The sequence below is a fragment of the Streptomyces sp. NPDC006296 genome (assembly GCF_040613235.1).
Classification (GTDB): Bacteria; Actinomycetota; Actinomycetes; order Streptomycetales; family Streptomycetaceae; genus Streptomyces.
The window spans coordinates 46562-71006 of record NZ_JBEXRT010000030.1 but is presented as its reverse complement, the minus strand read 5'-3'; the positions used below and the strand labels follow the sequence as shown (position 1 = coordinate 71006).

The 24445-nt window shown below is 70.2% G+C and carries 22 protein-coding genes and 1 tRNA gene; 12 read left to right on the top strand and 11 right to left on the bottom strand.

The annotated features are described in order from the left end of the window. Positions 1-88 precede the first annotated feature (88 nt). From ABZ172_RS21145 to pdhA, 3 genes are read right to left on the bottom strand one after another with little or no spacing between them, the layout of a single operon-like run. Complete coding sequence (locus tag ABZ172_RS21145) at positions 89-1612, bottom strand: dihydrolipoamide acetyltransferase family protein (protein WP_356885284.1); 1524 nt, start codon at positions 1610-1612, stop codon at positions 89-91. Next, on the bottom strand, positions 1612-2643 hold the full coding sequence (locus ABZ172_RS21140) for an alpha-ketoacid dehydrogenase subunit beta (protein ID WP_356885283.1): 1032 nt from the start codon (positions 2641-2643) through the stop codon (positions 1612-1614). Before ABZ172_RS21140 ends, ABZ172_RS21145 begins: the two co-directional genes overlap by 1 nt. Further along, entirely contained in the window at positions 2640-3803 is a 1164-nt protein-coding gene (gene pdhA, locus ABZ172_RS21135) for a pyruvate dehydrogenase (acetyl-transferring) E1 component subunit alpha (protein WP_356885282.1), read from the bottom strand. The genes ABZ172_RS21140 and pdhA overlap by 4 nt, the downstream gene beginning before the upstream one ends. A gap of 225 nt (positions 3804-4028) precedes the next feature. Between pdhA and ABZ172_RS21130 the strand changes: the two genes are divergently transcribed. Beyond that, entirely contained in the window at positions 4029-4535 is a 507-nt protein-coding gene (locus ABZ172_RS21130) for an Lrp/AsnC family transcriptional regulator (protein WP_356885304.1), read from the top strand. Positions 4536-4748: 213 nt separating this feature from the next. On the opposite strand, the gene ABZ172_RS21125 is transcribed toward ABZ172_RS21130, so the two are convergent. Next, positions 4749-5339 carry a TetR/AcrR family transcriptional regulator gene (locus ABZ172_RS21125; RefSeq protein ID WP_356885281.1) on the bottom strand — a complete coding sequence of 197 codons (591 nt, stop codon included), beginning with the start codon at positions 5337-5339 and terminating at the stop codon, positions 4749-4751. Between the two features lie 123 nt (positions 5340-5462). Between ABZ172_RS21125 and paaN the strand changes: the two genes are divergently transcribed. Next, the gene (paaN, locus tag ABZ172_RS21120; RefSeq protein WP_356885280.1) at positions 5463-7163 is read left to right on the top strand and encodes a phenylacetic acid degradation protein PaaN; all 1701 of its coding nucleotides are present in this window, start codon (positions 5463-5465) and stop codon (positions 7161-7163) included. Positions 7164-7218: 55 nt separating this feature from the next. Here paaN and ABZ172_RS21115 read toward each other — a convergent pair whose 3' ends face one another. The 3 genes from ABZ172_RS21115 to ABZ172_RS21105 are packed head-to-tail and all read right to left on the bottom strand — an operon-like array spanning position 7219 to position 10093. Then, positions 7219-7929 (bottom strand): TrmH family RNA methyltransferase, encoded by a 711-nt coding sequence (locus ABZ172_RS21115; RefSeq protein ID WP_356885279.1) that lies wholly within the window; start codon positions 7927-7929, stop codon positions 7219-7221. Beyond that, the gene (locus ABZ172_RS21110) at positions 7926-9197 is read right to left on the bottom strand and encodes an HTTM domain-containing protein (protein ID WP_356885278.1); all 1272 of its coding nucleotides are present in this window, start codon (positions 9195-9197) and stop codon (positions 7926-7928) included. The genes ABZ172_RS21115 and ABZ172_RS21110 overlap by 4 nt, the downstream gene beginning before the upstream one ends. After that, positions 9194-10093: a DUF5819 family protein gene (locus ABZ172_RS21105; protein ID WP_356885277.1), complete on the bottom strand. Its 900-nt coding sequence runs from the start codon at positions 10091-10093 to the stop codon at positions 9194-9196. The genes ABZ172_RS21110 and ABZ172_RS21105 overlap by 4 nt, the downstream gene beginning before the upstream one ends. Positions 10094-10208: 115 nt before the next feature. Here ABZ172_RS21105 and paaA point away from each other — a divergent pair, with 115 nt between their 5' ends. The 5 genes from paaA to ABZ172_RS21080 are packed head-to-tail and all read left to right on the top strand — an operon-like array spanning position 10209 to position 13778. After that, positions 10209-11237 (top strand): 1,2-phenylacetyl-CoA epoxidase subunit PaaA, encoded by a 1029-nt coding sequence (gene paaA / locus ABZ172_RS21100; RefSeq protein ID WP_356885276.1) that lies wholly within the window; start codon positions 10209-10211, stop codon positions 11235-11237. Then, positions 11234-11524: a 1,2-phenylacetyl-CoA epoxidase subunit PaaB gene (gene paaB / locus ABZ172_RS21095; protein WP_356885275.1), complete on the top strand. Its 291-nt coding sequence runs from the start codon at positions 11234-11236 to the stop codon at positions 11522-11524. The genes paaA and paaB overlap by 4 nt, the downstream gene beginning before the upstream one ends. After that, the gene (gene paaC, locus ABZ172_RS21090) at positions 11521-12222 is read left to right on the top strand and encodes a 1,2-phenylacetyl-CoA epoxidase subunit PaaC (protein ID WP_356885274.1); all 702 of its coding nucleotides are present in this window, start codon (positions 11521-11523) and stop codon (positions 12220-12222) included. The genes paaB and paaC overlap by 4 nt, the downstream gene beginning before the upstream one ends. Continuing rightward, positions 12219-12716: a 1,2-phenylacetyl-CoA epoxidase subunit PaaD gene (gene paaD, locus ABZ172_RS21085; RefSeq protein ID WP_356885303.1), complete on the top strand. Its 498-nt coding sequence runs from the start codon at positions 12219-12221 to the stop codon at positions 12714-12716. The genes paaC and paaD overlap by 4 nt, the downstream gene beginning before the upstream one ends. Continuing rightward, on the top strand, positions 12717-13778 hold the full coding sequence (locus tag ABZ172_RS21080) for a 2Fe-2S iron-sulfur cluster-binding protein (RefSeq protein ID WP_356885273.1): 1062 nt from the start codon (positions 12717-12719) through the stop codon (positions 13776-13778). Between the two features lie 421 nt (positions 13779-14199). Here the strand turns inward: ABZ172_RS21080 and ABZ172_RS21075 are convergent, their stop codons facing one another. From ABZ172_RS21075 to ABZ172_RS21060, 4 genes are all read right to left on the bottom strand, one after another. Beyond that, positions 14200-14544: a rhodanese-like domain-containing protein gene (locus ABZ172_RS21075; RefSeq protein ID WP_356885272.1), complete on the bottom strand. Its 345-nt coding sequence runs from the start codon at positions 14542-14544 to the stop codon at positions 14200-14202. A 56-nt stretch (positions 14545-14600) separates the two neighbouring features. After that, positions 14601-15626: a J domain-containing protein gene (locus ABZ172_RS21070; protein WP_356885271.1), complete on the bottom strand. Its 1026-nt coding sequence runs from the start codon at positions 15624-15626 to the stop codon at positions 14601-14603. Between the two features lie 59 nt (positions 15627-15685). Then, complete coding sequence (locus ABZ172_RS21065; RefSeq protein ID WP_356885270.1) at positions 15686-17143, bottom strand: DUF2252 domain-containing protein; 1458 nt, start codon at positions 17141-17143, stop codon at positions 15686-15688. Positions 17144-18054: 911 nt separating this feature from the next. Next, positions 18055-18137 (bottom strand) — tRNA-Leu (locus tag ABZ172_RS21060). Positions 18138-18452: 315 nt separating this feature from the next. On the opposite strand from ABZ172_RS21060, the gene ABZ172_RS21055 reads away from it, so the two are divergent. From ABZ172_RS21055 to ABZ172_RS21035, 5 genes are all read left to right on the top strand, one after another. Then, positions 18453-19307, top strand: coding sequence for a DUF3662 and FHA domain-containing protein (locus ABZ172_RS21055; RefSeq protein WP_356885269.1), 855 nt, complete (start codon positions 18453-18455; stop codon positions 19305-19307). Positions 19308-19317: 10 nt separating this feature from the next. Beyond that, a complete protein-coding gene (locus ABZ172_RS21050) occupies positions 19318-19833 on the top strand; it encodes an FHA domain-containing protein (protein ID WP_356885268.1) in 516 nt (171 codons plus the stop codon). 129 nt (positions 19834-19962) lie between these two features. Continuing rightward, positions 19963-21450, top strand: a complete 1488-nt coding sequence (locus tag ABZ172_RS21045) for a Stp1/IreP family PP2C-type Ser/Thr phosphatase (protein ID WP_356885267.1) — start codon at positions 19963-19965, stop codon at positions 21448-21450. 21 nt (positions 21451-21471) lie between these two features. Beyond that, a complete protein-coding gene (locus ABZ172_RS21040) occupies positions 21472-22872 on the top strand; it encodes an FtsW/RodA/SpoVE family cell cycle protein (RefSeq protein ID WP_356885266.1) in 1401 nt (466 codons plus the stop codon). After that, positions 22869-24326 (top strand): penicillin-binding transpeptidase domain-containing protein, encoded by a 1458-nt coding sequence (locus ABZ172_RS21035; protein ID WP_356885265.1) that lies wholly within the window; start codon positions 22869-22871, stop codon positions 24324-24326. The genes ABZ172_RS21040 and ABZ172_RS21035 overlap by 4 nt, the downstream gene beginning before the upstream one ends. Positions 24327-24445: the final 119 nt, after the last annotated feature.

The following is a 24445-nucleotide window of genomic DNA, read 5'->3' as shown; positions in this document are numbered from 1 at the left end:
GCGGCACCTTCAGGGCAGTCCCTCGGGGGACCGCCCTGAGGGGACCGAACTCGCGAGCATCCCGGGCCGGGACCGTTCCTTCGCTCCGCTACAGCGTGCGCAGCAGCACCACCGGCTGTTCCACGCAGTCGGCCACGTATCTCAGGAACCCACCGGCCGTACCGCCGTCGCAGACCCGGTGGTCGAAGGTGAGGGAGAGCTGGACGACCTGGCGGATCGCCAGCTCACCTTCGTGGACCCAGGGTTTGGGCACGATCCGGCCGACGCCGAGCATGGCGGCCTCCGGGTGGTTGATGATGGGCGTCGAACCGTCGACTCCGAACACCCCGTAGTTGTTCAGCGTGAACGTCCCGCCGGTGAGCTGTGCCGGGGTCAGTTTCCCGTCCCGGGCCGCACCGGTCAGCCGCGCAATCTCCGCACCGATGGACTCCGCGTTTCGCGCATGAGCGTCACGGACGACCGGAACGACCAGTCCTCGCTCGGTCTGGGCGGCGAACCCGAGATGGACCCCGGGAAGCCGCACGATCTCCCGCGCGTCGGCGTCCACCGTCGAGTTGAGCTCGGGGAACCGTGCCAGGGCCGCCGTGCAGATGCGGGCCAGCAGGGCGAGCACCGAAACCTTCGGCCCAGCAGCGGAACCGGCGGCGTTCATGGCGGCCCGTGCCGCCATCAACTCGGTGGCATCGGCGTCGACCCAGCAGGTGGCGTCCGGAATCTCCCGGCGGCTGCGGGACAGCTTGTCGGCGACAGCGCCCCGGACCCCGCGCAGCGCGATCCGCTCGCCCGAGTCCTCCGGCGCCGACACCCTCGCGGGTTCCGCCACGGTGCCGGGTGTCTCGTCCGCGCACCTGATGGCGGACTCCACGTCGGTACGCAGGATCAGCCCGTCCCGGCCCGTGCCGACGACCTGCCGCAGATCGAGACCGTGCTGGCGCGCCAGCTTCCGGACCAGAGGGGAGATGACCGCGACCGGGCCGTGCGAGTCCGGCACCCCGTGCACCGGGGCCGAGTCCGCCACCGCGGCGGTGGCCGTCGCCGCCCCGGACTTCACCGTGCCCAGGGGTCCTGCCGTGTCCCTCGACGTCACCGCGGTCGAGGCAGCCGGGGCACCGGGTGTGGCCGAGGCGGTCGGGGCGGTCGGCGGAGTGAGGGCCCTGGGTGCCGGTCCCGTCGTGGCCTCGGCCCCCGGCGGGGTCGCCGGTCCACGGTCCGAGGACAGCGAGGAGACCGGGGCGGGCCTGATCCGGCGCCTGCGGGCGGCAGGCGCCGCGGTGCCGTAGCCGACCAGGACGTTTCCGGACGCGTCACTCCCGGCACCGCTGTCGGAGGACTCACCGGAACCCCCGTGGGCGGCGGCCGGCTCCGGAGATCCGACCGCCACGGTCAGGAGCGGTGCTCCGACCGGCAGCTCCGCACCCTCCTCGCCGTATCGCGCGGTCACCACACCCCCGTACGGGCAGGGCACCTCCACCATGGCCTTGGCCGTCTCGACCTCGACCACCGGCTGATCGACCGCGACCACGTCGCCGACCTCCACCAGCCAGCGCACGATCTCCGCCTCGGTCAGCCCTTCGCCGAGGTCGGGAAGCTTGAATTCGAGCACGCGCGCCATCAGCTCTCCGCCTCCCACTGGAGCCGGGCGACCGCGTCGAGCACCCGGTCCACACCCGGCAGATGGTGCCGCTCCTGCATCGGCGGCGGATAGGGGATGTCGAACCCGGCGACGCGCAGAACCGGTGCCTCCAGATGGTGGAAGCACTGCTCGGTGACCCGTGCCGCGATCTCTCCGCCCGGACCGCCGAACCCGGAGGACTCGTGGACGACCACGGCACGTCCGGTGCGGCGGACCGATGCCGTGACGGTCTCGTCGTCGAACGGCACCAGCGAGCGCAGATCGACCACCTCGAGATCCCAGCCCTCGGCCGTGGCCGCCTCCGCGGCCTCCAGGCACACGGGGAGGGACGGTCCGTACGTGATCAGGGTCGCGCTGCGGCCCGGACGCCGGACCACCGCCCGTCCTATCGGCTGGACCGGGGCCGGCGCCTCCGGTGACCAGTCGGCCTTGGACCAGTAGAGCCGCTTCGGTTCGAGGAAGACCACCGGATCGTCCGAGGCGATCGACTCCCTGAGCAGGCCGTACGCGTCGTCGACCGTGGCCGGCATGACGACGTGCAGGCCGGGGGTCGCCATGTAGTAGGCCTCCGAGGAGTCGCTGTGGTGCTCGACCCCACCGATCCCGCCGCCGTACGGCACCCGCACCGTGATCGGCAGGGGCATGGCACCGGCCGTACGGTTCCGCATCTTGGCGACATGGCTGATCAGCTGCTCGAACGCCGGATAGGCGAAGGCGTCGAACTGCATCTCCACCACGGGCCGCAGCCCGTACATCGCCATCCCCACGGCCGCGCCGAGGATGCCCGCCTCGGCCAGCGGTGTGTCCGTGCAGCGCTCGTCGCCGAACTCTTTCGCCAGGCCGTCGGTGACGCGGAAGACACCGCCGAGTGTCCCGACGTCCTCCCCGAGCACATGCACCGCCGGGTCCTCCGCCATCGCGTCACGCAGGGCCCGTCCCAGGGCCTGCGCCATGGTGGCCGGTTTGGCCCTGCCGGTCCGTTCGCCGGCCGGCGCGGCAGCGGTGCTCATCGGTTCTCCCCCGTGCTGCTGTCCTCGTCCGGGCCCTGCTCGGCATCCAGCTCGGCCTTCAGGCGTGCCGCCTGCTCCCGGAGCTGGTCGGTCGGCTCCTCGTAGACATGGAGGAACAGATCCATGGGGTCGAGCGCCGGATCGGCGTTCATCTGCTCCCGCAGGGCCTCCGCCATCCGCTCCGCGCTCTCCCGCACCGTCCGCATTCCGTCCTCGTCCAGCAGCCCACGCCCGGTCAGCTCCCGCTCCAGGAGGCTGATCGGATCATGCGCACGCCAGGTCTCGACCTCGCTGTCGACGCGATAGCGGGTGGCGTCGTCGGCGTTCGTGTGGGCCTCCATGCGGTACGTGACCGCCTCGACCAGCGTCGGTCCCTCACCGCGCCTGGCCCGCGCCACCGCTTCGCCCAGCACCTGATGCATCGCGACCGCGTCGTTGCCGTCGACCAGGCGCCCCGGCATGCCGTACCCCACGGCCTTGTGGGCGAGGGACGGCGCCGCGGTCTGCTTGGCCAGCGGCACGGAGATCGCGAAACCGTTGTTCTGCACGAGGAAGACGACCGGCGCGCGCCAGACGGCGGCGAAGTTCAGCGCCTCGTGGAAATCGCCCTCGCTCGTCCCGCCGTCGCCGACCATCGCGAGGGCCACCACGTCGTCGCCCTTGAGACGCGCCGCGTGAGCCAGCCCCACCGCGTGCGGCAACTGGGTGGCCAGTGGGGTGCACAGCGGGGCGATGCGGTGTTCACGCGGGTCGTACCCGGTGTGCCGGTCGCCGCGCAGCAAGGTCAGTGCCTCGACCGGGTCCAGACCGCGTGCCACCGCGGCCAGGGTGTCGCGATAGCTGGGGAAGAGCCAGTCCCGGTCCTCCAGCACGAGGGCCGCCGCGATCTCGCAGGCCTCCTGACCGGTGCTCGACGGATACACCGCGAGCCTGCCCTGCTTGGTGAGTGCGGTGGCCTGGGCGTTGTACCGCCTGCCGCGGACCAGCTCGGCGTAGAGCCGCAGCAGCAGCTGGGGGTCGGAGCCCGCCGCGGCATCGGTGCCGAGCACACGGAACGGCTCGGGGTCCGGGAGCAGCGGCGCGGGATCGGTGAGCGGCTTCCAGGCCGGGGGCGGCGTGGGCCGGTAGGCGGCTGCGCCGGGCAGCTCCTGGACCGTCATGACAAGCACCTCCTGGCATCGAGATATATCGAGGGATGTCGAAATCTGCAGGAATGTCGGCGGGTGAGCAGGCGCTGGTGTGGCCCGCCTCACCTACCGATTGTTCGGTCGCGAGCGCAATTTGGCTACAGGCACCTTCAGCCTGTGGACAAACGGTTATCCACAGCCTGGGATAGGGGCAGGTCGTCCACAACAGGGAGGCGCGGGCCGATGGCAGCTGAACAAATGGCCGACGGAGGCGGGGATCCGGGCCGCATCCCACCCGCGCGCCCGCTGGACTCCACCGACCACGCCATCCTGCGCATCCTCCGGACGGACGGCCGTGCCTCGATACGGGCCGTCGCCGAACGCGTCCACGTGTCGCGGGCCAACGCCTACGCCCGCATCAACAGGCTGGTGGAGGACGGCGTGATCCGCGGCTTCAGCGCCCGCGTGAATCACGAACGCGCAGGCCAGGCCGCCTCGGCCTACATCACACTCAAGATCGTTCAGAATTCCTGGCGCACCGTGCGCGAACAGCTCCAGGCGCTGCCGGGTGCCACCCACATCGCACTGGTCAGCGGCGATTTCGATGTTCTGCTCCTGGTGCACACCCCGGACAACCAGGCGCTTCGCGAGCTGGTCCTGACCAGGATCCAAGCTATTCCGGAGGTGCTGTCGACCCGCACCCTGCTGGTGTTCGAGGAGACCGACCTGGGACCGCGCCCGGACCACCCGGCCGAGCTCTCCTAGGTACGGCCGGCGCCCGCCGCGGACCGGAAGGCGTACCGGAGTGCGACAGTCCGTATCGAAGGCGGCGCAGCCCGTACCGGAGGCGGGCCGGCCGGCACCGGAGCCGAGCCGAGTCGCACAGGCGGGGTGATGAGCCCGGAGGGCGGTGCGGGCGCGCGCGTCGGAGCGGCGGCCCGCACCGAGATCAGGCGGGCCGGCGTCGGAGCCACGGGGTCAGGGAGCCCGCATGCCCTCGAAGGCGAGCCGGACGACGGTGTCGGCGAGCTGCTCCGTCTCCGGAGCGCCGCCGGGCTGCGGTCGGTACCACTCGACCAGCGAGTTCACCATGCCGAAGAGCAGCCGTGTCGCCAGGCGTATGTCCACGTCCGCGCGCAGGTCGCCTTCCGCCACCGCGGCGCTGAGGAGCTCGGACACCCGCTGGTCGAACTCGCGCCTGCGCTCCAGAGCCCAGCGTTCCGTCTTCGTGTTGCCGCGCACGCGCAGCAGCAGAGTGACGTAGGGCAGCTCCGCCGTGAGCACCTCGACCGTGCGGCGCGTGACGTACTCGACCCGGGCGATCGCCCGCCCCTGCACCGCCCCCGCCTCGTCGAGGATGCCGAAGAGCCCGTCGAGGGCCCGGCTCACCGCACGCCTCAGCAGCTCTTCCTTGCCCGCCACATGGTGGTAGATGGACGACTTGGAGATGCCCGCCGCCTTGGAGAGGTGCTCCATGGACGTGCCGTCGTAGCCGCGCTCGTTGAAGACGCGGACGGCGACGGTCAGGAGCGTCTCCGGGGTGTACGTGTCCCGCTTGGCCGTGGTCATGACCGCGATCCTCCCCCATGAGTTGTCCACAGGTTTCCTGGGGCCCCTTGTCCCGACCGATCGTTCGGTTACTCTAACTCCGTCCGCACGTCCCTGCCCGGCTCGACGAGGAGTTGGTCCGTCATGGCCGCCGAGCTTTCCCCCGAGAAGCTGTCCGAGATCCACCGCCCGACGCTCGACCGGGCCCTCGACGCGATCCGTACGCGCGCCTACTGGTCGCCGCATCCCGAGCACCCGAAGGCCTACGGCGCGGAGGGTCTCCCCGGCAGCCTCGGGGCCGCCGAGGGCAAGGCCGCGTTCGACGCCGTGCTGAACACCCGGCTGGACCTCGGCCAGCCCGGCACCGACGGCTGGACCGGCGGCGAGGTCTCGCCGTACGGACCGGAGCTCGGCGTCGAGTATCCGCACGCCGACCTCGACGTGCTGCTGCCCGCCATGAAGGCCGCCATGGGCTCCTGGCGCGCCGCGGGGCCGGAGACGAGGGCCCTGGTCTGCCTGGAGATCCTGGCGCGGATCAGCGCGCGCACCCACGAGTTGGCCCACGCCGTGATGCACACGAGCGGGCAGGCGTTCGTGATGGCCTTCCAGGCCGGCGGCCCGCACGCCCAGGACCGCGGGCTGGAGGCGGTGGCCTACGCCTACGAGGAACAGACGCGTACCCCGCACAGCGCCGACTGGTCGAAGCCCCAGGGGAAGCGCGATCCGCTGCGGCTGCACAAGACGTACACCACGGCAGGGCGCGGTGTCTCGCTGCTGATCGGCTGCAACACTTTCCCCACGTGGAACGGCTACCCAGGCCTCTTCGCCTCGCTCGCGACCGGCAATCCCGTTCTGGTCAAGCCGCACCCGCGAGCAGTCCTGCCGCTGGCACTCACCGTGCAGCTGGCGCGTGAGGTGCTGGCCCAGGCCGGCTTCGACCCGAACCTCGTCGCCCTGGCGGCGGAGCGGCCCGGCGAGGGCATCGCCAAGACCCTCGCGGTGCGGCCCGAGGTGAAGATCATCGACTACACCGGTTCCTCCGCCTTCGGCGACTGGCTGGAGACCCACGCCCGGCAGGCCCAGGTGTACACGGAGAAGGCGGGGGTCAACACGATCGTCCTCGACTCCACCGACGACTACCGCGGCATGCTCTCCAACCTGGCCTTCTCGCTCTCCCTCTACAGCGGCCAGATGTGCACCACCCCGCAGAACCTGCTCATCCCGCGGGACGGCATCACCACCGACGCGGGCGCCAAGACCTACGACGACGTGGTGGCGGACATCGCCGGGGCGGTGGACGGGCTCCTCGGCGACGACGCCCGGGCCAACGGCCTGCTCGGTGCCCTGGTGAATCCGGATGTGAAGGCCCGGCTGGACGGCGCCTCGGCCCTGGGGGACGTCGCGCTCGCCTCGCGCACGGTCACCCACCCCGACTTCCCCGACGCGGTGGTCCGTACGCCGGTTCTCGTGAAGCTCGACGGAAGCGAGCCGGACGACGGGGCGGCCTACCTCTCGGAGTGCTTCGGGCCGGTCTCGTTCGCGGTCGCCGTCGGCTCGACCGGCGACGCACTGGACCTGCTGCGTCGCACGATCCGTGAGAAGGGCGCGATGACCGTCGGGGCGTACACCACCTCCGCCGAGGTGGAACGCGCGGTGGAGGAGGTCTGCTTCGACGAGTCGGCTCAGCTCTCGCTGAACCTCACCGGTGGCGTCTTCGTCAACCAGACTGCGGCCTTCTCGGACTTCCACGGTTCGGGAGGCAACCCGGCGGCCAACGCGGCTCTCTGCGACGGGGCGTTCGTGTCCAACCGCTTCCGGGTGGTGGAGGTCCGCCGGCAGGCCTGAACGACCTGCCGGCAGCCCGTGCGGCAACCGGTGGAGCGGACCGCCGCTCCACCGGTCACCCGCCCTGCGGGTCCCTGATGTCCGCGTACCGCTGCACCCAGGCATGCATCGCGATGGCCGCGGCGGCACCGGCGTTGATGGAGCGCGTCGAACCGAACTGCGCGATCGAGCACACCATCGAGGCGTGCTCGCGCGCTTCCTCCGTCAGTCCGGGCCCCTCCTGTCCGAACAGCAGCACGCACCGTCGCGGCAGCTCCGTGCGCTCCAGGGGCACGGCACCGGGCAGGTTGTCGATGCCGATGATCGGGATCCCCTCGGCCCCCGCCCAGGCGGTCAGGTCCGCCGTGTCCGGATGATGCCGGACGTGCTGGTAGCGGTCGGTGACCATGGCCCCCCGCCGGTTCCAGCGCCTCCTGCCGACAATGTGGATCTCCTTCGCGAGGAAGGCGTTGGCGGTGCGCACCACCGAGCCGATGTTGAAGTCGTGGCCCCAGTTCTCCACCGCCACATGGAAGTCGTGCCGCCGGGTGTCGAGATCGGCGACGATCGCTTCCCGTGTCCAGTAGCGGTAGGCGTCGCCCACATTGCGCCGGTCCCCCTCGGCGAGGAGCTCGGGGTCGTAGCGCTCCCCTTCGGGCCAGGGCAACGGGTGCGGTCCGACGCCGACCACGGCGCCGTACCCGTCGTCGTACTGGATCGGTTCCGTGGACGGGTCGGGCGCCGCCGCCACCCGGGGCTCTTCTGTACTGCCGGTCTCGCTGGTCACCCGACGAGCGTATGGCCACGGCCGTCGCCGCTGCGCTCGGCCTCCTCGTCGCCCGGCGCCGTCCGGCGCTGCCCGGGGAGCCGCAGCCGGTCCGGCGTCCGGGAGAACACGCGCTGCCGGCCGAGCGACACCGTGCGTCCCAGCCAGAGGAGGAAGACCGTCGGCAGGAAGACCGCGTCCGCAGCGATCATGGCCATCGAGAAGAAGGGCAGCCCCAGCAGGACGGCGATCCCGGCGTGCTCACCGATCATGAACACCAGCAGGACGTTCTTGACCCGCCGGTTGAAGAGCGTGAAGGGGAACGCGACCTGCACCATGACCGTGGCGTAGGTCAGCACCATCACCGCCAGTGCGCTGGAGGCGAGGAGGCCGGAGAGCCAGGGCCACGGGGCGAAGTAGTCCAGCTTGAGCGGGTAGTAGAGCGCGGTGCCGTCCTGCCAGCGGGAGCCCTGGATCTTGTACCAGCCGGCGGTCGCGTAGATCAGGCACACCTCGGCCATGATCACGAGAAGAGCGGCGTGGTGGGCGAGGTTGGCGACGACGTCGCACAGGGTGCGCAGTTCGTGGCCCGGCGCGTACCGGCCGAGGGCCCACCAGGCGCCGTTCCCCAGCCACAGCACCCACAGCAGGGACGGCAGCCACCAGGTGCCGCCGAATCCGCCCAGGAAGGTGGCCGGCAGGAGGACGCATCCGAGCACCACCCACAGGACGACGCCCATGACGTCACGGGGCGGACGACCGCTCCCGGTGGCGCGGGCGGCGTTCCTCGCCTCCCTGCGCGCGTCCAGGGACCAGACCCGCGCGCAGCGGGTCAGCACCAGGTAGAGCGCCATCAGGTGAACGACGTTGTCGCCGCCGTCGCCCATGAAGATGCTGCGGTTCTGCAGGGAGAGGATCCCGGCCATGAACAGCACGGACGTCGCCCGGGTCCGCCAGCCGACGACCAGCAGCGCCGCGGACACGAGTGTGAGGGCGTAGACGGTCTCGAACCAGGCCGTGCCGTCCGACCACATCAAGGTGGTGAAGGCACCGTTGTTGCTGATGAGCCGATGGGCCATGTCCCAGCTCCACGGCCCGTCGGGACCGTACAGCTCACGACGGTGCGGCCACTCGCGCAGCAGGAACAGCAGACCGGTGGCGGAGATGCCGATCCGGACGACGGCGCTCTGGTAAACGCCGAGGGGCGAGGCCGTGATGCGCTGGAGAGCTCGGGCGAACGAGCGGCCTGCGGTGACGGTGTTTTCACGGACCGGAGCGGAGGAGCTCATTTCCCTGCCTTTCCGGCCTGCGGAGACGTACCGGCCTGCGGTGCCGGGTCCGTCGCGCCGGCCCGGGGGAGATCCGACGGGTCGACGTCCCACCACGGCAGTACCCGGTACTGCGTCTTCGTGCTGATCTTCTCGTCGCTCCACGCCGGGGCTCCGACGGACCGCACGGCGGACCGCACCTGGATGCGTTCGACCGTGCCGCCGTAGCCGTATTCGGCGAGCCGGAGCATCGCGATGCGGCGGATGTAGCGCTCGGACAGCTCACCGCGCAGGCCGGTCGACCGGTTCTCGCTGTCGTGGGACCCGGTGAAGAAATCCCAGGCCCGACGCAGTTCGTTCTGGTCGACGTGACTGGGGAGGGGGTTGCCGCGTATGGCCTCGCCGTCGTCACGCGAGAGGTTGATCCAGCGGGTGACGCCGCTGCCGTCGGCACCGTCGTCGGCCAGCTCGGCCCGTACGTGCACGGAGATGTTCTGCTGGAGCGGGTTGGGAGCGAAGAGCTTCCAGTTCTGCTCGAACTCGGGATAGACCCAGTCGTCGACGACCTCACCGTGCTTCTTCGTGAGCGTGTTGGACGGGGCGACGTGCAGAAAGACCATGGCTATGTGCCCGCAGGCCAGCAGGGCTATGACGGACAGCGCGAGCGCGGCCACGACCTGGTACGGCAGCGGGAGCCCCGCCATACCGGCCCCCTGACGACCGCCGGCGGGGCCGGGGACGTCGGCCGCGGGCGCCGGCGCTGCCGCCTCGTCCGTGGCCGGAGGGTGCGCCTCTCCGGTACCCGGTTCCCCGACGGGCGCGGCCTCGGCGTAATGGTCTGTTTCCGAGCGGTTCGCCCCATCGGACGGAGCGAGCTTCTTCTCGTCTCCGGTGCGCTCACCGTGGTCCGCGTCCATCCCGCCCCGATCCCCGTCGATCACCACTCAGTTATCCACAGGGTTGACACCCTACGGGCCGCCGACTCACCATTGAAGCCAAGGAACCGAACGATCGGTCGGTAGGGAGCCCGGGATGGCGGCAGTGACTGCGGACCAGAAGACGCAGGGGACGGCAGATGCGGCGGACACGGCGGACGCGCAGCGTCTGGCGGCGTTCGACGCGGCAGTGGCGGCCGACGACCGGATCGAGCCGCGGGACTGGATGCCCGAGGCGTACCGGGCCTCCCTGGTCCGCCAGATGGCCCAGCACGCCCACTCCGAGATCATCGGGATGCAGCCCGAGGCCAACTGGATCTCGCGAGCCCCCTCACTGCGCCGCAAGGCCATCCTGATGGCGAAGGTGCAGGACGAGGCCGGACACGGCCTCTATCTGTACAGCGCGGCCGAGACGCTGGGGACCAGCCGCGAGGAGCTGCTCGACAAGCTGCACGCCGGCCGTCAGCGTTATTCGTCGATCTTCAATTATCCGACGCTGACATGGGCGGACGTCGGTGCCGTCGGATGGCTCGTCGACGGCGCCGCGATCACCAACCAGGTCCCGCTCTGCCGCTGCTCCTACGGCCCGTACGCACGCGCGATGGTCCGGATCTGCAAGGAGGAGTCCTTCCACCAGCGCCAGGGATACGAGTTGCTGCTCGCCCTCAGCAAGGGGACCCCCGCTCAGCACAAGATGGCGCAGGACGCGGTGAACCGCTGGTGGTGGCCCTCGCTGATGATGTTCGGTCCGCCCGACGACTCCTCGGCCCACTCGGCGCAGTCGATGGCCTGGAAGATCAAGCGGCACTCCAACGACGAGCTGCGCCGGCGCTTCGTGGATATCTGCGTCCCGCAGGCGGAGGCGCTCGGGCTCACCCTCCCCGACCCGGACATCCGCTGGAACGAGGACCTCGGCCGGCACGACTACGGAGCGGTCGACTGGACGGAGTTCCAGGAGGTCCTGAAGGGCAACGGCCCCTGCAACGAACAACGGCTCAACCAGCGGCGCACGGCCCACGAAGAGGGTGCCTGGGTCCGCGACGCGGCGGCGGCCTACGCAGACAAGCACGCGGCACGGCCCGGTACAGCCGGAGCGGCCGCCCAGCCCGTGGAGGCGACCGCATGAGCAGCTCGACCGACTGGCCCCTGTGGGAGGTGTTCGTGCGCTCCCGGCGCGGGCTGTCCCACACCCACGTGGGCAGTCTGCACGCACCCGACGCGGAGATGGCCCTGCGTAACGCCCGCGACCTGTACACGCGCCGTTCGGAGGGGGTCTCCCTCTGGGTGGTTCCCTCGACGGCGGTCACCGCCTCCTCGCCGGACGAGAAGGACTCGTTCTTCGAACCCGCGGGGGACAAGCCCTACCGTCACCCCACGTTCTACGAGATCCCGGAAGGGGTGAAGCACCTGTGAGCGCGGCCCTCGCCCTGGGCGACGACGCGCTGGTGCTCTCGCACCGGCTGGGGGAGTGGGCGGGCCACGCCCCCGTGCTGGAAGAGGAGGTGGCCCTCGCCAACATCGCACTGGATCTGCTGGGGCAGGCCAGGACGCTGCTCTCGTTCGTCGGGGACGAGGACGAGCTGGCCTACCTCCGTGAGGAGCGGGCCTTCCGCAACGTCCAGCTGGTGGAGCAGCCGAACGGCGACTTCGCCCACACCATCGCCCGGCAGTTCTACTTCTCCGTCCACCAGCACCTGCTGTACGCGAGGCTGGCCGTCGGCGAGGGCGAGTTCGCGGATCTCGCGGCCAAGGCCGTCAAGGAGGTCGCCTACCACCGGGACCACGCGGAGCAGTGGGTGCTGCGGCTGGGCGACGGCACCGACGAGAGTCACGAGCGCATGCAGCGCGCGCTGGACGCCCTGTGGCGGTTCACCGGTGAGCTCTTCGAACCCGTCGAGGGCCTCGACGTCGACCAGGACGCTCTGCGCGAGGACTGGCAGGCCGCCGTCTCCTCCGTCGTGGAGCGGGCCACCCTGGCCCTCCCCTCAGGACCTCGCTCCGGGGCCTGGACGGCCGGTGCCGGCCGGCAGGGCCTGCACACCGAGCCGTTCGGGCGGATGCTCGCCGAGATGCAGCATCTGCACCGCAGCCACCCGGGGGCGTCATGGTGACCACGGAGACCCCACTGGAAGCGGAACTCCACCGGCTGGCGGGCTCCGTTCCCGATCCCGAGCTGCCGGTCCTCACCCTGGAGGAGCTCGGCGTTCTGCGCGGAGTGCGGGTGGACGAGGCGGACACGGTCACGGTGCGGATCACCCCGACGTACACCGGCTGCCCCGCCATAGAGGCCATGTCCGCCGACATCGAGCGGGTGCTGCGCGAGCACGGGGTCGCGGAGGTGGCCGTGGTCACCGTCCTCGCACCGGCCTGGTCGACCGACGACATCAGTGACGAGGGGCGGCGCAAGCTCGCCGAGTTCGGCATAGCCCCGCCCCGGCCGGGCGGGGGACCCGGCGGGCCGGTGCCGCTCACCCTCTCGGTGCGCTGCCCGCACTGCGGTTCCACGGACACGGAGCTGCTGAGCCGGTTCTCCTCCACCGCGTGCAAGGCGCTGCGCCGCTGCGTGGCCTGCCGCGAGCCGTTCGACCACTTCAAGGAGTTGTAGATGTTCCATCCGCTCCGGGTCAGCGCGATCGAACGGATCACGGACGACGCGGTTGCCGTCACCCTGTCGGTGCCGGCCGAGCTGCGCGAGACCTTTCGCCACGCGCCGGGCCAGCACCTGAATGTGCGCCATCGCGTGGACGGCGAGGAGATACGCCGCTCGTACTCGATCTGCGCACCCGCCACGGAGCAGCCGGATGCTTCTGTGCTGCGGGTGGGCATCCGCAGGGTCGACGGAGGTGCGTTCTCGACGTACGCCCTGAAGGAACTGGCCGTGGGGGACACGGTGGAGGCGATGGCTCCGACGGGCCGTTTCGTTCTCGACCCGCGTCCGGGCCTCTACGCCGCGATCGTCGGTGGCAGTGGCATCACCCCCGTGCTGTCCATGGTGTCGACGCTGCTGACACGCGAACCTCTGGCTCGCTTCTGTCTGATCCGCAGTGACCGGACGGCTGATTCGACGATGTTCCTCGACGAGGTGGCCGACCTCAAGGACCGCTACCCGGATCGCTTCCAGCTGGTCACCGCACTCTCCCGGGAGGAGCAGGCAGCGGGTCTTCCCTCGGGCCGGCTGGACCGTGAGCGGCTCACCGGGCTGCTTCCGGCCCTGCTGCCGGTGCCCGACGTGGACGGCTGGTTCCTGTGCGGGCCGCTCGGGCTGGTCCGGGGCGCGGAAGCCGCGCTGCGCGCTCTCGGAGCGGACCGGTCACGCATCCACCAGGAGATCTTCCATGTCGCCGACGTGGAGACGTCTCTGCCCGCGGCCGCGAGGGCTGCTTCTCCGTCGGAGAGCAGACTGACGGCGACGCTCGACGGCCGCTCGGGAAGCTGGCCGGTGGAAGACGGCGAATCCCTGCTGGACACGATGCTGCGAAGCCGATCGGACGCCCCGTATGCCTGTAAGGGGGGTGTGTGCGGGACCTGCAGGGCCTTCCTGGTCTCCGGCGAAGTCCGCATGGACCGCAACTTCGCCCTGGAGCCCGAGGAGACCGGTGCCGGCTTCGTGCTGGCCTGCCAGTCGCACCCCGTCACCCCGGAGGTCGAGCTCGATTTCGACCGCTGACGGTCCGGAGAGAGCGCGCCGGGCCGGGCGCGCCTGCCCGACGTGCGGGGATCGACCGGCCGGTCCCCGCACGGGGCGGGCGTTCCGTCTTCGGCATACGGCGACGGCGTCATCGGCCGTCCGAGAGACAGCGCGGGGCGCCCACCGTCCCGGACAGCACGGGGAGGACTCGTCAGCCGGGCGGGTCCGGTGACATCGCCGGCCTCCGGAGCGGGCCTGGAGGCAATCGGACTCCTGAACCGCCGCAGTGGCCTCTCGTCGGCTCAACCGGGGTACGGCTGAGACACAAGCTGGGGCTTGCCCTGTCCGGCCGTGCCCCGGCGCTCAAGCTCCACGAGCCGGGCGCTCAGCCGCCAGGACTCAGCAACCAGCAACCAGCAACCAGCAACCAGCAACCAGCAAGACCGTATGCCGAGGGTCTTCAGAGGACGAAGGCCGAGTTCCCGGTGTCGGTGACCATCGGGCGTCCAGCGCCGTCCCAGGCCAGCATGCCGCCCTCGATGTTCACCGCGTCGATGCCCTGCTGCACCAGGTACTGGGTGACCTGCGCCGATCGCCCTCCGACGCGGCACATCACATGCACGCGCCGACCGTCGTCGGCCGCCTCGGTCAGCTCGCCGAAACGGCCCACGAAGTCACTCATGGGGATGTGCAGCGCACCCTCGACGTGCCCCGCCGCCCACTCGTCGTCCTCCCGGACGTCCAGCACGAAACCGTCCGACGGAACCGCCGCGATGTCCACCGACGGCAGCGGAGCGAAATTCATGGGTATGCCCTCTCTCGTACGTGTGCGCAAGATTCATCGGAGAAGCTTCGAAGAAGCTACTGCACCAGCGCGGTCAGCTCGTTCTCGCGCTGGGCGACCTCCGCGAGAAGCTTTTCCCCGATGTCGTCCAGCAATGCGTCGGGGTCGTCCGGCGCCATCCGCAGCATCGAACCGATGGCGCTCTCCTCCAGTTCCTGGGCCAGAACGGTGAGCAGTTCCTTGCGCCGGCTCAGCCACTCCAGCCGCGCGTAGAGCTCCTCGCTCTCGCTCAGCCGCAGCTCAGGCGCAGCAGGTCCCGCCGCCCACTCGGCCGCGAGCTCCTTCAGGAGCGCCACGTCACCGCGCCCGTAGGCCGCGTTCACACGGGCGATGAATTCGTCCCGCCGCGTCCGCTCCTTCTCGTCCGGTGCCAGGTCGGGGTGGGCCTGACGGGCCAGCTCGCGGTAGAGCTTCCGTGCCTCCTCGCTCGGCCTGACCCGCTTCGGCGGACGGACCGGCTGCTCGGTGAGCATCGCCGAGGCCTCGGGCGAGAGACCGTCCGAGTCCATCCAGTCGTGGAAGAGCTCGTCGACGCCGGGCATCGGCATGACGATCGCCCTCGCCTCCTGCGCCTTGCGCAGATCCTCGGGATCGCCGGACTTCGCGGCCCGGGCCTCCGCGATCTGGGCGTCCAGTTCGTCCAGGCGCGCATACATCGGGCCGAGCTTCTGGTGATGCAGCCGCGAGAAGTTCTCCACCTCGACCCGGAAGGTCTCCACCGCGATCTCGAACTCGATCAGCGCCTGCTCGGCCACCCGGACGGCCTTCGCGAGCCGCTCCTCGGGCCGGGGCGCACCCGCCGCAGCCGCGTCGCCGCCGGCTGCGTCACCGTCCCCACGGGGGCCTGCGGCGGGATCTTCGGCAGCGCCCTCGGCGGCGGAGCCCGCCGGCTGCGCGCCGCCCGGATCCGTTTGCGGCTCGTCGGTCCGCAGGGCGGTCCGGGCGTCCTGCGCGTCGTCCGGCCGGCCCTGGTCCTGCTGGTCCTGGTGCTGCCGGTCTTCGTCGTTCCGGGAGGTCGGCACCCCGGCGGCTTCGTGGGTCACCCGTCCAGCGTATGGCCACGGCGGGCGCCACAAACACACGCAGCGGTGGCGAGGTCCGCTCAGACGCCGAGCTCGGCCCCTATCCGCCCGGCTCGCACGGCCCGGACGAGCTCGGCGTGGTCGGCTTCCGTCCGGTCCGCGTACGTCACGGCGAAAGCCGCCACCGCTTCGTCCAGCTCGGTGTTCTTCCCGCAGTAGCCCGCGAGCAGCCGCGGATCGGCGCTGTGGGCGTGGGCCCGCGCCAGCAGCGCCCCGGTCATCCGCCCGTAGTCGTCCACCTGGTCCGCCGCGAGCGCGGCCGGATCCACACTGCCCTTGCGATTCCTGAACTGGCGCACCTGATAGGGCCGGCCGTCGACATCGGCCCAGCCCAGAAGTATGTCGCTGACGACCTGCATCCGCTTCTGCCCGAGCACCACCCGACGCCCCTCGTGCACCACCTCGGGAACCTCGAAGCCGACCTGCGGGAGGCAGGCGGAGAGAGCGGAGGGTCGGGCCTCCTTCACCTGCAGCACCAGCGGCTCACCGCGGTGGTCGAGTAGCAGCACCACGTACGACCGGGTGCCCACACTGCCCGTACCGACCACTCTGAAGGCCACGTCGTGGATCGCGTAGCGGGCAAGCAGCGGAAGCCTGTCCTCCGAGACGGTCCTGAGGTACCCCTCCAGTCCCGCGGCGACGGCGGCCGCCTCCGCGTCGGGCACGCGGCGCAGCACGGGCGGTGCGTCGACGAACCGGCGGCCGCCGTCCTCGCACTCCTCCGTGGCCTTCGCGGCGAAACGGGCACTCGTGTTGTTGCGCGCTTTGGCGGACACCCGCTCCAGCGTCCCCAAGAGGTCCCGCGCGTCGGTGTGGGAGACGAGTTCCTCGTCCGCGATGGCGTTCCAGGCGTCAAGCGCGGGGAGCCGGGACAGCAGACGCATCGTGCGCCGGTAGGCGCCCACCGTGTCGTACGCGCCCTGCCGGCAGGTGTCCTCGTCCGCCCCCGCCTCCCGGCCCGCGAGCACCAGTGAGGTGGCGAGCCGCTTGAGGTCCCACTCCCACGGACCGAACACGGTCTCGTCGAAGTCGTTGAGGTCCATGACCAGATTGCCGCGCGCATCGCCGTACAGACCGAAGTTGGCGGCGTGTGCGTCGCCGCAGAGCTGCGCTCCGACGCCGGTCACGGGCGTGCCCACCAGATCGTGCGCCATCAGTCCGGCCGAACCGCGCAGGAAGGCGAAGGGCGTCGCCACCATGCGCCCTACCCGTATGGGCGTCAGAGCGGGCACTCTGCCACGGTTCGACTGCTCCACCGCCCGCACCGCGTCCGGCCTTCCGGCGGGCAGCACGAACGCGCTGTGATCGGACCGGGGCACCGTGCGCCTGAGGGCCTTGCCCGCCGCCTTCGGGGACACCGCCTCTGATCGGGACGCCCCCGCGCCGCCGGCCACACCTCGTGCGAAGCCCCGGACGACGGGGATGCGCTCGCCCGCTGCCGCTCGCTGCCCCGGCACCGTCGTCTCGACCTCACCCATGGAACGCCGCCTCCCCCGCCCTCGTCTGACCGGCCCGCCCGACCGGCCGGTCCGACCGGCCGGTCCGACCAACATCAACTGCGCACGACGGTACAGCCGTGCCGTGAGAACCGTCTGCCCCTGTGGACAGACCCTGATCCTGCCTGTGGACAACCTCGGCACACCGGCGTGACCCCACGTGCCGCCCACCCACGGCGGCCGCCGGCCCGCCACAGCAACAGGTGCCCCAGCGGGCCTCAAGGAGCCCCGCAAGCAGGCATTCAAGTGATCGCCCACCCCGCTCCGGACCGAAGTGAACCTGAAGCCGGCGGAGTTGACCCCGGCAGGGCACCTTCCCTCGAAAAAGGCGGTCTCACGCAGGCAGCTTCACGCCGGCGCCTTCGGACGGCCTCCTCCACACGCACACCGCTCCTCGCGGACTTCCCCCTCCCCTACCGAACCCCGCGCCGGTCAGCGGACGCCGGGCTTCAACCGACGTCCGGCACGTCCTGGCCGCGAGATCTTTCCGTCACCCCAAGGCCAAGCAGCCCTTTGGTGCGGATCCGACGTTTCACGTGAAACAGCAGCTACCGCCACCCACTCCCGCCCGCCCGGTGCGGGCTTCGTCACAACATCGGTACAGCCACTCCCGCACGCCAGGGACCCCAGAGGTCCACCCACCCCTCGGGGCACCGTCAGACGCACCCCGAGGACACCACCGGGGCGGAGCCGTACCGCCGCCTGCACACAGCCCGGACGACCCACCTCGCACGCCGGACAACCGGGCGGGACGACCGCCAGGAAGAACCACCGACCAGACCCGCCGGCGGGACCCGCACACCGACCCCCACAACGCAGAACCCCCGCACCGGATCTCTCCGGTGCGGGGGTTCTGTCGAACCAACCTGACAGTCTCGGGAGACTGCCCGTTGTGCGCGAGGGGGGATTTGAACCCCCACGTCCCTAAGGACACTGGCACCTGAAGCCAGCGCGTCTGCCGTTCCGCCACTCGCGCATGAGTGGTGTTTTCAGACTCTCTCACCGAGTGGTGCGAGCGCCTGGCGACAAACGGAAGATTAGCACGCTGGACAGGGTGGATTCACATCCGCTGTTTCGCCGGACCCCCCGGGGGAAGCGGGAACCCGGGAAGCCCAGCCCCACTCCTCCTGCGTGCACCCGGAGTGCGGGACACTGTCGGGAGGGCACCTCTACGATCCGTGTGAGAGGTGACACTCATCCACTGTGCAGACAAGGGGAACCAGCCGATTTCCCGACGCGTGGATACGATCAGTAAGCAGCACAGGGACGACGACACCGGAGGAGGTGCCCCATGGGAGTCATGAAGCGTTTCGAGCAGCGTCTCGAGGGTCTGGTCAACGGCACCTTCGCCAAGGTGTTCAAGTCCGAGGTGCAGCCGGTCGAGATCGCGGGAGCCCTTCAGCGCGAGTGCGACAACAACGCGACGATCTGGAACCGCGAGCGGACCGTCGTGCCCAACGACTTCATCGTCGAGCTGAGCACTCCGGACTTCGAGCGGCTCAGCCCGTACTCCGGCCAGCTCGGCGACGAGCTGTCGGGTCTCGTACGCGACTACGCCAAGCAGCAGCGGTACACCTTCATGGGGCCGATCAAGGTTCACCTGGAGAAGGCGGACGACCTCGACACGGGGCTCTACCGCGTCCGCAGCAGGACCCTGGCGTCGAGTTCGTCACAGGGCCAGCAGGGCGGCCCCGCTCCCCAGGGCCAGCCGAACCGGCCCGCACCACAGGGACAGGGCGGTTACGGCTATCCGCCGGCCTCCGCCCCGCCCATGCCTCCCTCCCCGCCGCAGGGCGCCGGGGGTTCGGGCGGCTCCTCCAGCGACTGGCGCCCGCCGGCCGCGTCCGGCTCGGCGTCGGACGCGCAGGTCAGACGCTGGATCGAGATCAACGGCACCCGCCATCAGATCTCCCGCCCGACGTTGGTGATGGGACGCAGCACCGACGCCGACGTGCGGATCGACGACCCCGGCGTATCGCGTCGGCACTGTGAGATCCGGACCGGAACGCCCTCGACGATCCAGGATCTCGGGTCCACCAACGGCATCGTGGTGGACGGGCAGCACACCACCCGCGCTACGCTCCGCGACGGCTCGCGGATCGTCGTGGGCAGCACCACCATCGTTTACCGGCAAGCCGAAGGGTGAAGCGGGGGCAATGTCAGAGCTGACCCTGACGGTCATGCGGCTAGGTTTCCTGGCTGTTCTGTGGCTATTCGTAATCGTGGCCGTCCAGGTCATTCGCAGCGACCTGTTCGGTACGCGCGTCACGCAGCGCGGCTCACGCCGCACTGCCACTGACACGCGCCCTCAGCAGGGGCGCCAACAACAAGCGGCGCCGCCTCAGCAGCGCCAGCAGTCCGGGCGCCAGCGCCGCGGGGCACCCACCAAGCTGGTCGTCTCCGAGGGCACGCTCACCGGTACCACCGTGGCCCTCCAGGGCCAGACGATCACCCTGGGCCGTGCGCACGACTCAACGATCGTGCTGGATGACGACTACGCGTCCAGCAGGCATGCCAGGATCTACCCGGACCGTGACGGCCAGTGGATCGTCGAGGATCTCGGGTCCACCAACGGCACCTATCTCGACCGGACCCGGCTCACCACCCCGACACCTGTTCCGCTGGGCGCGCCGATCCGCATCGGCAAGACCGTCATCGAGCTGCGGAAGTAGTACGACAATGAGCGAGCGGAGCGAGCGAGCCGCGGCGGTCCGGGCAACGGACCCGGCGCGGCTCCCGACCGGAGGGTGGGCAGTGTGGCTCGAGACCGTCTGTACCCCGAACCGACGGGCGAGGTGCGCATGAGCTTGTCCCTGCGCTTCGCCGCCGGATCGCACAAGGGCATGATCCGGGAAGGCAACGAGGACTCCGGCTACGCCGGCCCCCGCCTCCTCGCCATCGCCGACGGCATGGGCGGCCAGGCGGCCGGCGAGGTCGCCAGCTCCGAGGTGATCTCCACCCTCGTCCAGCTCGACGACGACGTCCCCGGCTCCGACATCCTCACCTCACTGGGTACGGCGGTCCAGCGGGCCAACGACCAGCTGCGCGTCATGGTCGAGGAGGACCCCCAGCTGGAGGGCATGGGCACCACGCTCACCGCCCTGCTCTGGACCGGTCAGCGCCTCGGTCTCGTGCACGTCGGCGACTCCCGCGCGTACCTCCTGAGGGACGGCGTCCTGACGCAGATCACCCAGGACCACACCTGGGTGCAGCGCCTCGTCGACGAGGGCAGGATCACCGAGGAAGAGGCCACCACCCACCCGCAGCGGTCGCTGCTGATGCGCGCACTGGGCAGCGGCGACCACGTGGAGCCCGATCTGTCGGTCCGCGAGGTCCGCGCCGGTGACCGCTACCTGATCTGCTCCGACGGGCTCTCCGGTGTCGTCTCCCACCAGACGATGGAAGAGACCCTGGCCAGCTACCAGGGCCCGCAGGAGACCATCCAGGACCTCATCCAGCTCGCCCTGCGGGGCGGCGGCCCCGACAACATCACCTGCATCGTCGCCGACGTCCTGGACGTCGACAGCAACGACACCCTGGCCGGCCGGCTCAGCGACACCCCGGTCGTCGTCGGCGCGGTCGCGGAGAACCAGGCGGCCGCCCAGGCGAACGACGGGCGGGCCATGGAGACCCCGGCAGGACGCGCGGCCGGCCTCGGCCGCACCGTGCCACCGCCGTCCGGGGGCTTCGGCCCTCCCGGCAGCGGCGACGACATGGGCTACGACTCCGGTCCGGACAACGCCTTCGACACGTACACCGACGAGGACTTCGTGAAGCCGCGCGGCGGCCGCCGGTGGCTGAAGCGGTCGTTCTACACGGTGCTCGCCCTGGCCGTCATCGGCGGCGGTGTCTACGGCGGGTACCGGTGGACCCAGACCCAGTTCTACGTGGGCACGAAGGACGACAACGTCGCCCTGTACCGCGGAATCAGCCAGGACCTCGCTTGGGTGTCCCTCTCCAAGGTCGAGGAGAACACCGAGATCGAGCTGAAGTACCTGCCGCCCTACTGGCGCAAGCAGGTCCAGGCGACCATCTCGCAGGGCAACCTCGCCGACGCCCGCAAGAAGATCAGCGAGCTCGACGCCCAGGCCTCCGCCTGCCGGAAGGACGCGCAGCGCCGTGCGGCCGAGGCGGACGCCAACGCCGCCAAGGAGCAGGCCGAGGCCGAGGCCGCCGACAGCACTTCCGCCACGTCTCCCGTCAAGGGGACCCAGACCGCGACTCCCACTCCCGGCCCCAGCCTCTCGGAGGAAGAGAAGAAGCTGGCCCTGCAGTGCGGTAAGCAGTAAGCCGTAGGGGGCCTTCAGCACATGAGCGTTGTCACCAACACCACGACCATCGGCGCGATCGACGCGCCGAGCCGCCGCAACACCGAGCTGGCCCTGGTCGCCTTCGCCGTCCTGATCTCGGTGTTCGCGTACGCCAACGTGGGCCTCGCCCTCAACGGCGAGCTGCCCGCGGGCATGCTCGGATACGGCCTGGGCCTCGCACTGCTCGGCGGTGTGGCGCACCTCGCGGTCCGCAGGTTCGCTCCGTACGCGGACCCGCTGCTGCTTCCGCTGGCGACCCTGCTGAACGGACTGGGGCTGGCCATCATCTGGCGGTTGGACCAGTCGGAACGGTTCCAGGCAACCCGGGACTTCGTAGCCGCGGCGTCCAAACAGCTGCTCTTCTCGGCTGTGGGTGTGGCCTTCCTGGTCATCGTCCTGATCATCCTCAAGGACCACCGCATCCTGCAGCGCTACACCTACATCTCGATGCTGGTCGCGCTGGTCCTCCTGATCCTGCCGATGTTCTTCCCCGCGGTGAACGGCGCCAAGATCTGGATCAAGATCCCCGGCGTCGGAACGATCCAGCCGGGAGAGTTCGCGAAGATCATCATCGCGGTGTTCTTCGCCGGCTACCTCATGGTCAAACGGGACGCTCTGGCTCTCGCCAGCCGCCGCTTCATGGGCCTCTACCTGCCCCGCGGCCGTGACCTGGGCCCGATTCTCATGGTCTGGGCGTTCTCGATCCTCATCCTGGTCTTCGAGACCGACCTGGGGTCCTCGCTGCTGTTCTTCGGCATGTTCGTCGTGATGCTCTACGTCGCCACCGAGCGCACCAGCTGGATCGTCTTCGGCCTGCTGATGTCCGCCGCCGGCGCCGTCGGCGTCGCGACGTTCGAGCCGCACGTGCAGGACCGCGTGAGCGCCTGGCTCGACCCCTTCGCCGGCTGGGGCAAGGTGGCGGCCAGCGAGCAGATGGCCAAGTCCCTGATGGCCTTCGGCTCCGGTGGCACCCTCGGTACCGGACTCGGCCAGGGCAACTCCGACCTGATCGGCTTCGCGGCCAACTCCGACTTCATCCTCGCCACCGTCGGCGAGGAGCTCGGGCTGGCCGGGATGATGGCGGTCCTGCTCGTCTACGGTCTGATCGTCGAGCGCGGCGTCCGTACCGCGCTGGCCGCCCGTGACCCCTTCGGCAAGCTCCTCGCGATCGGCCTCTCCGGTTCCTTCGCCATCCAGGTCTTCGTCGTCGCCGGCGGTGTCATGGGGCTCATCCCGCTGACGGGTATGACCATGCCGTTCATGGCGGCCGGTGGTTCGTCCGTCATCGCCAACTGGGCACTCATCGGCATTCTGATCAGGATCAGCGACACGGCCCGGCGTCCCGCCCCGGCTCCCGCGCCGTCCACCGACGCCGAGATGACCCAGGTGGTCCGGCCGTGAACAAGCCGCTGCGCAGGATCGCGCTGTTCTGCGGGATCCTCGTCCTGGCCCTGCTCGTCCGCACCAACTACATCCAGTACGTGCGCGCCGACGAGCTCAACGCGAACGAGCACAACCGCCGCGTCCAGATCGAGCGCTACGCCCACGAGCGCGGGAACATCATCGTCGACGGCGAGCCCGTCACCGGATCCGTCGAGACGAAGGACAGCGACTTCAGGTACAAGCGGGTCTGGAAGGACGGCCCCATGTGGGCGCCGGTCACCGGATACTCCTCGCAGGCCTTCGACTCCTCGCAGCTGGAGAGCCTCGAGGACGGCGTCCTCACCGGCAACAGCGACCAGCTGTTCTTCGACCGGACCCTGTCGATGTTCACCGGCGAGAAGAAGACCGGCGGGAACGTCGTCACCACTCTCGACAGCGCCGCCCAGAAGGCCGCCTTCACGGGGCTGGGGAACAAGAAGGGCGCCGTCGCCGCCCTCGACCCCCGGACCGGCGCCGTCCTGGCGCTGGCCAGCACCCCCTCGTACGACCCCTCGGTCTTCGCCGGCAACTCCATGAAGGACTCCGCGGCACGGCAGAAGCTCCTGGACGACAAGGACAAGCCGATGCTGAACCGGGCCCTGCGGGAGACCTACCCGCCCGGCTCGACGTTCAAGGTCGTCACGGCCGCCGCGGCGCTGGAGAACGGTCTCTACACCGACATCGACAAGGCGACGGACTCCCCGCTGCCCTGGCGTCTCCCGCTGTCGACGAACCTGCTCCAGAACGAGGGGAACATCCCCTGCGAGAACGCCTCGCTCCGGGAAGCCCTGCGCTGGTCCTGCAACACCGTCTTCGGCAAGGTCAGCAACGATCTCGGCAACGCGAAGATGATCGAGGAAGCCGGAAAGTTCGGCTTCAACAAAGAGGTCTTCACCCCGGTCCGGGCGGACGCCAGCGTCTACCCGAAGGACAACCAGCCGCAGAACGCCATGGCGGGCATCGGCCAGGCCTCGAACCGGGCCACGCCGCTCCAGATGGCCATGGTCGCGTCCGCGATCGCCAACGACGGCAAGCTCATGCAGCCGTACATGGTCGCCCAGCGCCAGGCGCCCAACCTCGACGTCATCTACACGCACGAGAAGGAGCAGCTCAGCCGGCCGCTCTCGGCGGAGAACGCCCAGAAGGTGCAGCAGATGATGGAGACCGTGGTCGCGGACGGCACGGGAACCAACGCGCAGATCGACGGCGTCACCGTGGGTGGCAAGACCGGTACCGCGCAGCACGGTCTCAACAACAGCGAGAAACCCTACGCCTGGTTCATCTCGTACGCCAGGACGGACAGCGGCTCACCGGTCGCCGTCGCCGTGGTGGTGGAGGACGGCAACGCCAACCGGGACGACATCTCCGGCGGCGGCCTGGCCGCACCGATCGCGAAGAACGTGATGAAGGCGGTACTCGACGGAAAGCAGTGACACCTGTCACAACTTCTGTCCACACCAGCACATTGGGATACCGGTCGGATATCGGCTGACGGGTGCGGGCCGATCAAGCAGGGCGTGCCCGGTAGCGTAGGCCGCGAACAGCGCACCGC

Coding starts and splice junctions, on each gene's coding strand:
- ABZ172_RS21145 (WP_356885284.1), bottom strand. CDS start 1,612: ATGGCGCGCGTGCTCGAATTCAAGCTTCCCGACCTCGGCGAAGGGCTG.
- ABZ172_RS21140 (WP_356885283.1), bottom strand. CDS start 2,643: ATGAGCACCGCTGCCGCGCCGGCCGGCGAACGGACCGGCAGGGCCAAA.
- pdhA (WP_356885282.1), bottom strand. CDS start 3,803: ATGACGGTCCAGGAGCTGCCCGGCGCAGCCGCCTACCGGCCCACGCCG.
- ABZ172_RS21130 (WP_356885304.1), top strand. CDS start 4,029: ATGGCCGACGGAGGCGGGGATCCGGGCCGCATCCCACCCGCGCGCCCG.
- ABZ172_RS21125 (WP_356885281.1), bottom strand. CDS start 5,339: ATGACCACGGCCAAGCGGGACACGTACACCCCGGAGACGCTCCTGACC.
- paaN (WP_356885280.1), top strand. CDS start 5,463: ATGGCCGCCGAGCTTTCCCCCGAGAAGCTGTCCGAGATCCACCGCCCG.
- ABZ172_RS21110 (WP_356885278.1), bottom strand. CDS start 9,197: ATGAGCTCCTCCGCTCCGGTCCGTGAAAACACCGTCACCGCAGGCCGC.
- ABZ172_RS21105 (WP_356885277.1), bottom strand. CDS start 10,093: ATGGACGCGGACCACGGTGAGCGCACCGGAGACGAGAAGAAGCTCGCT.
- paaA (WP_356885276.1), top strand. CDS start 10,209: ATGGCGGCAGTGACTGCGGACCAGAAGACGCAGGGGACGGCAGATGCG.
- paaB (WP_356885275.1), top strand. CDS start 11,234: ATGAGCAGCTCGACCGACTGGCCCCTGTGGGAGGTGTTCGTGCGCTCC.
- ABZ172_RS21080 (WP_356885273.1), top strand. CDS start 12,717: ATGTTCCATCCGCTCCGGGTCAGCGCGATCGAACGGATCACGGACGAC.
- ABZ172_RS21075 (WP_356885272.1), bottom strand. CDS start 14,544: ATGAATTTCGCTCCGCTGCCGTCGGTGGACATCGCGGCGGTTCCGTCG.
- ABZ172_RS21065 (WP_356885270.1), bottom strand. CDS start 17,143: ATGGGTGAGGTCGAGACGACGGTGCCGGGGCAGCGAGCGGCAGCGGGC.
- ABZ172_RS21055 (WP_356885269.1), top strand. CDS start 18,453: ATGGGAGTCATGAAGCGTTTCGAGCAGCGTCTCGAGGGTCTGGTCAAC.
- ABZ172_RS21050 (WP_356885268.1), top strand. CDS start 19,318: ATGTCAGAGCTGACCCTGACGGTCATGCGGCTAGGTTTCCTGGCTGTT.
- ABZ172_RS21045 (WP_356885267.1), top strand. CDS start 19,963: ATGAGCTTGTCCCTGCGCTTCGCCGCCGGATCGCACAAGGGCATGATC.
- ABZ172_RS21040 (WP_356885266.1), top strand. CDS start 21,472: ATGAGCGTTGTCACCAACACCACGACCATCGGCGCGATCGACGCGCCG.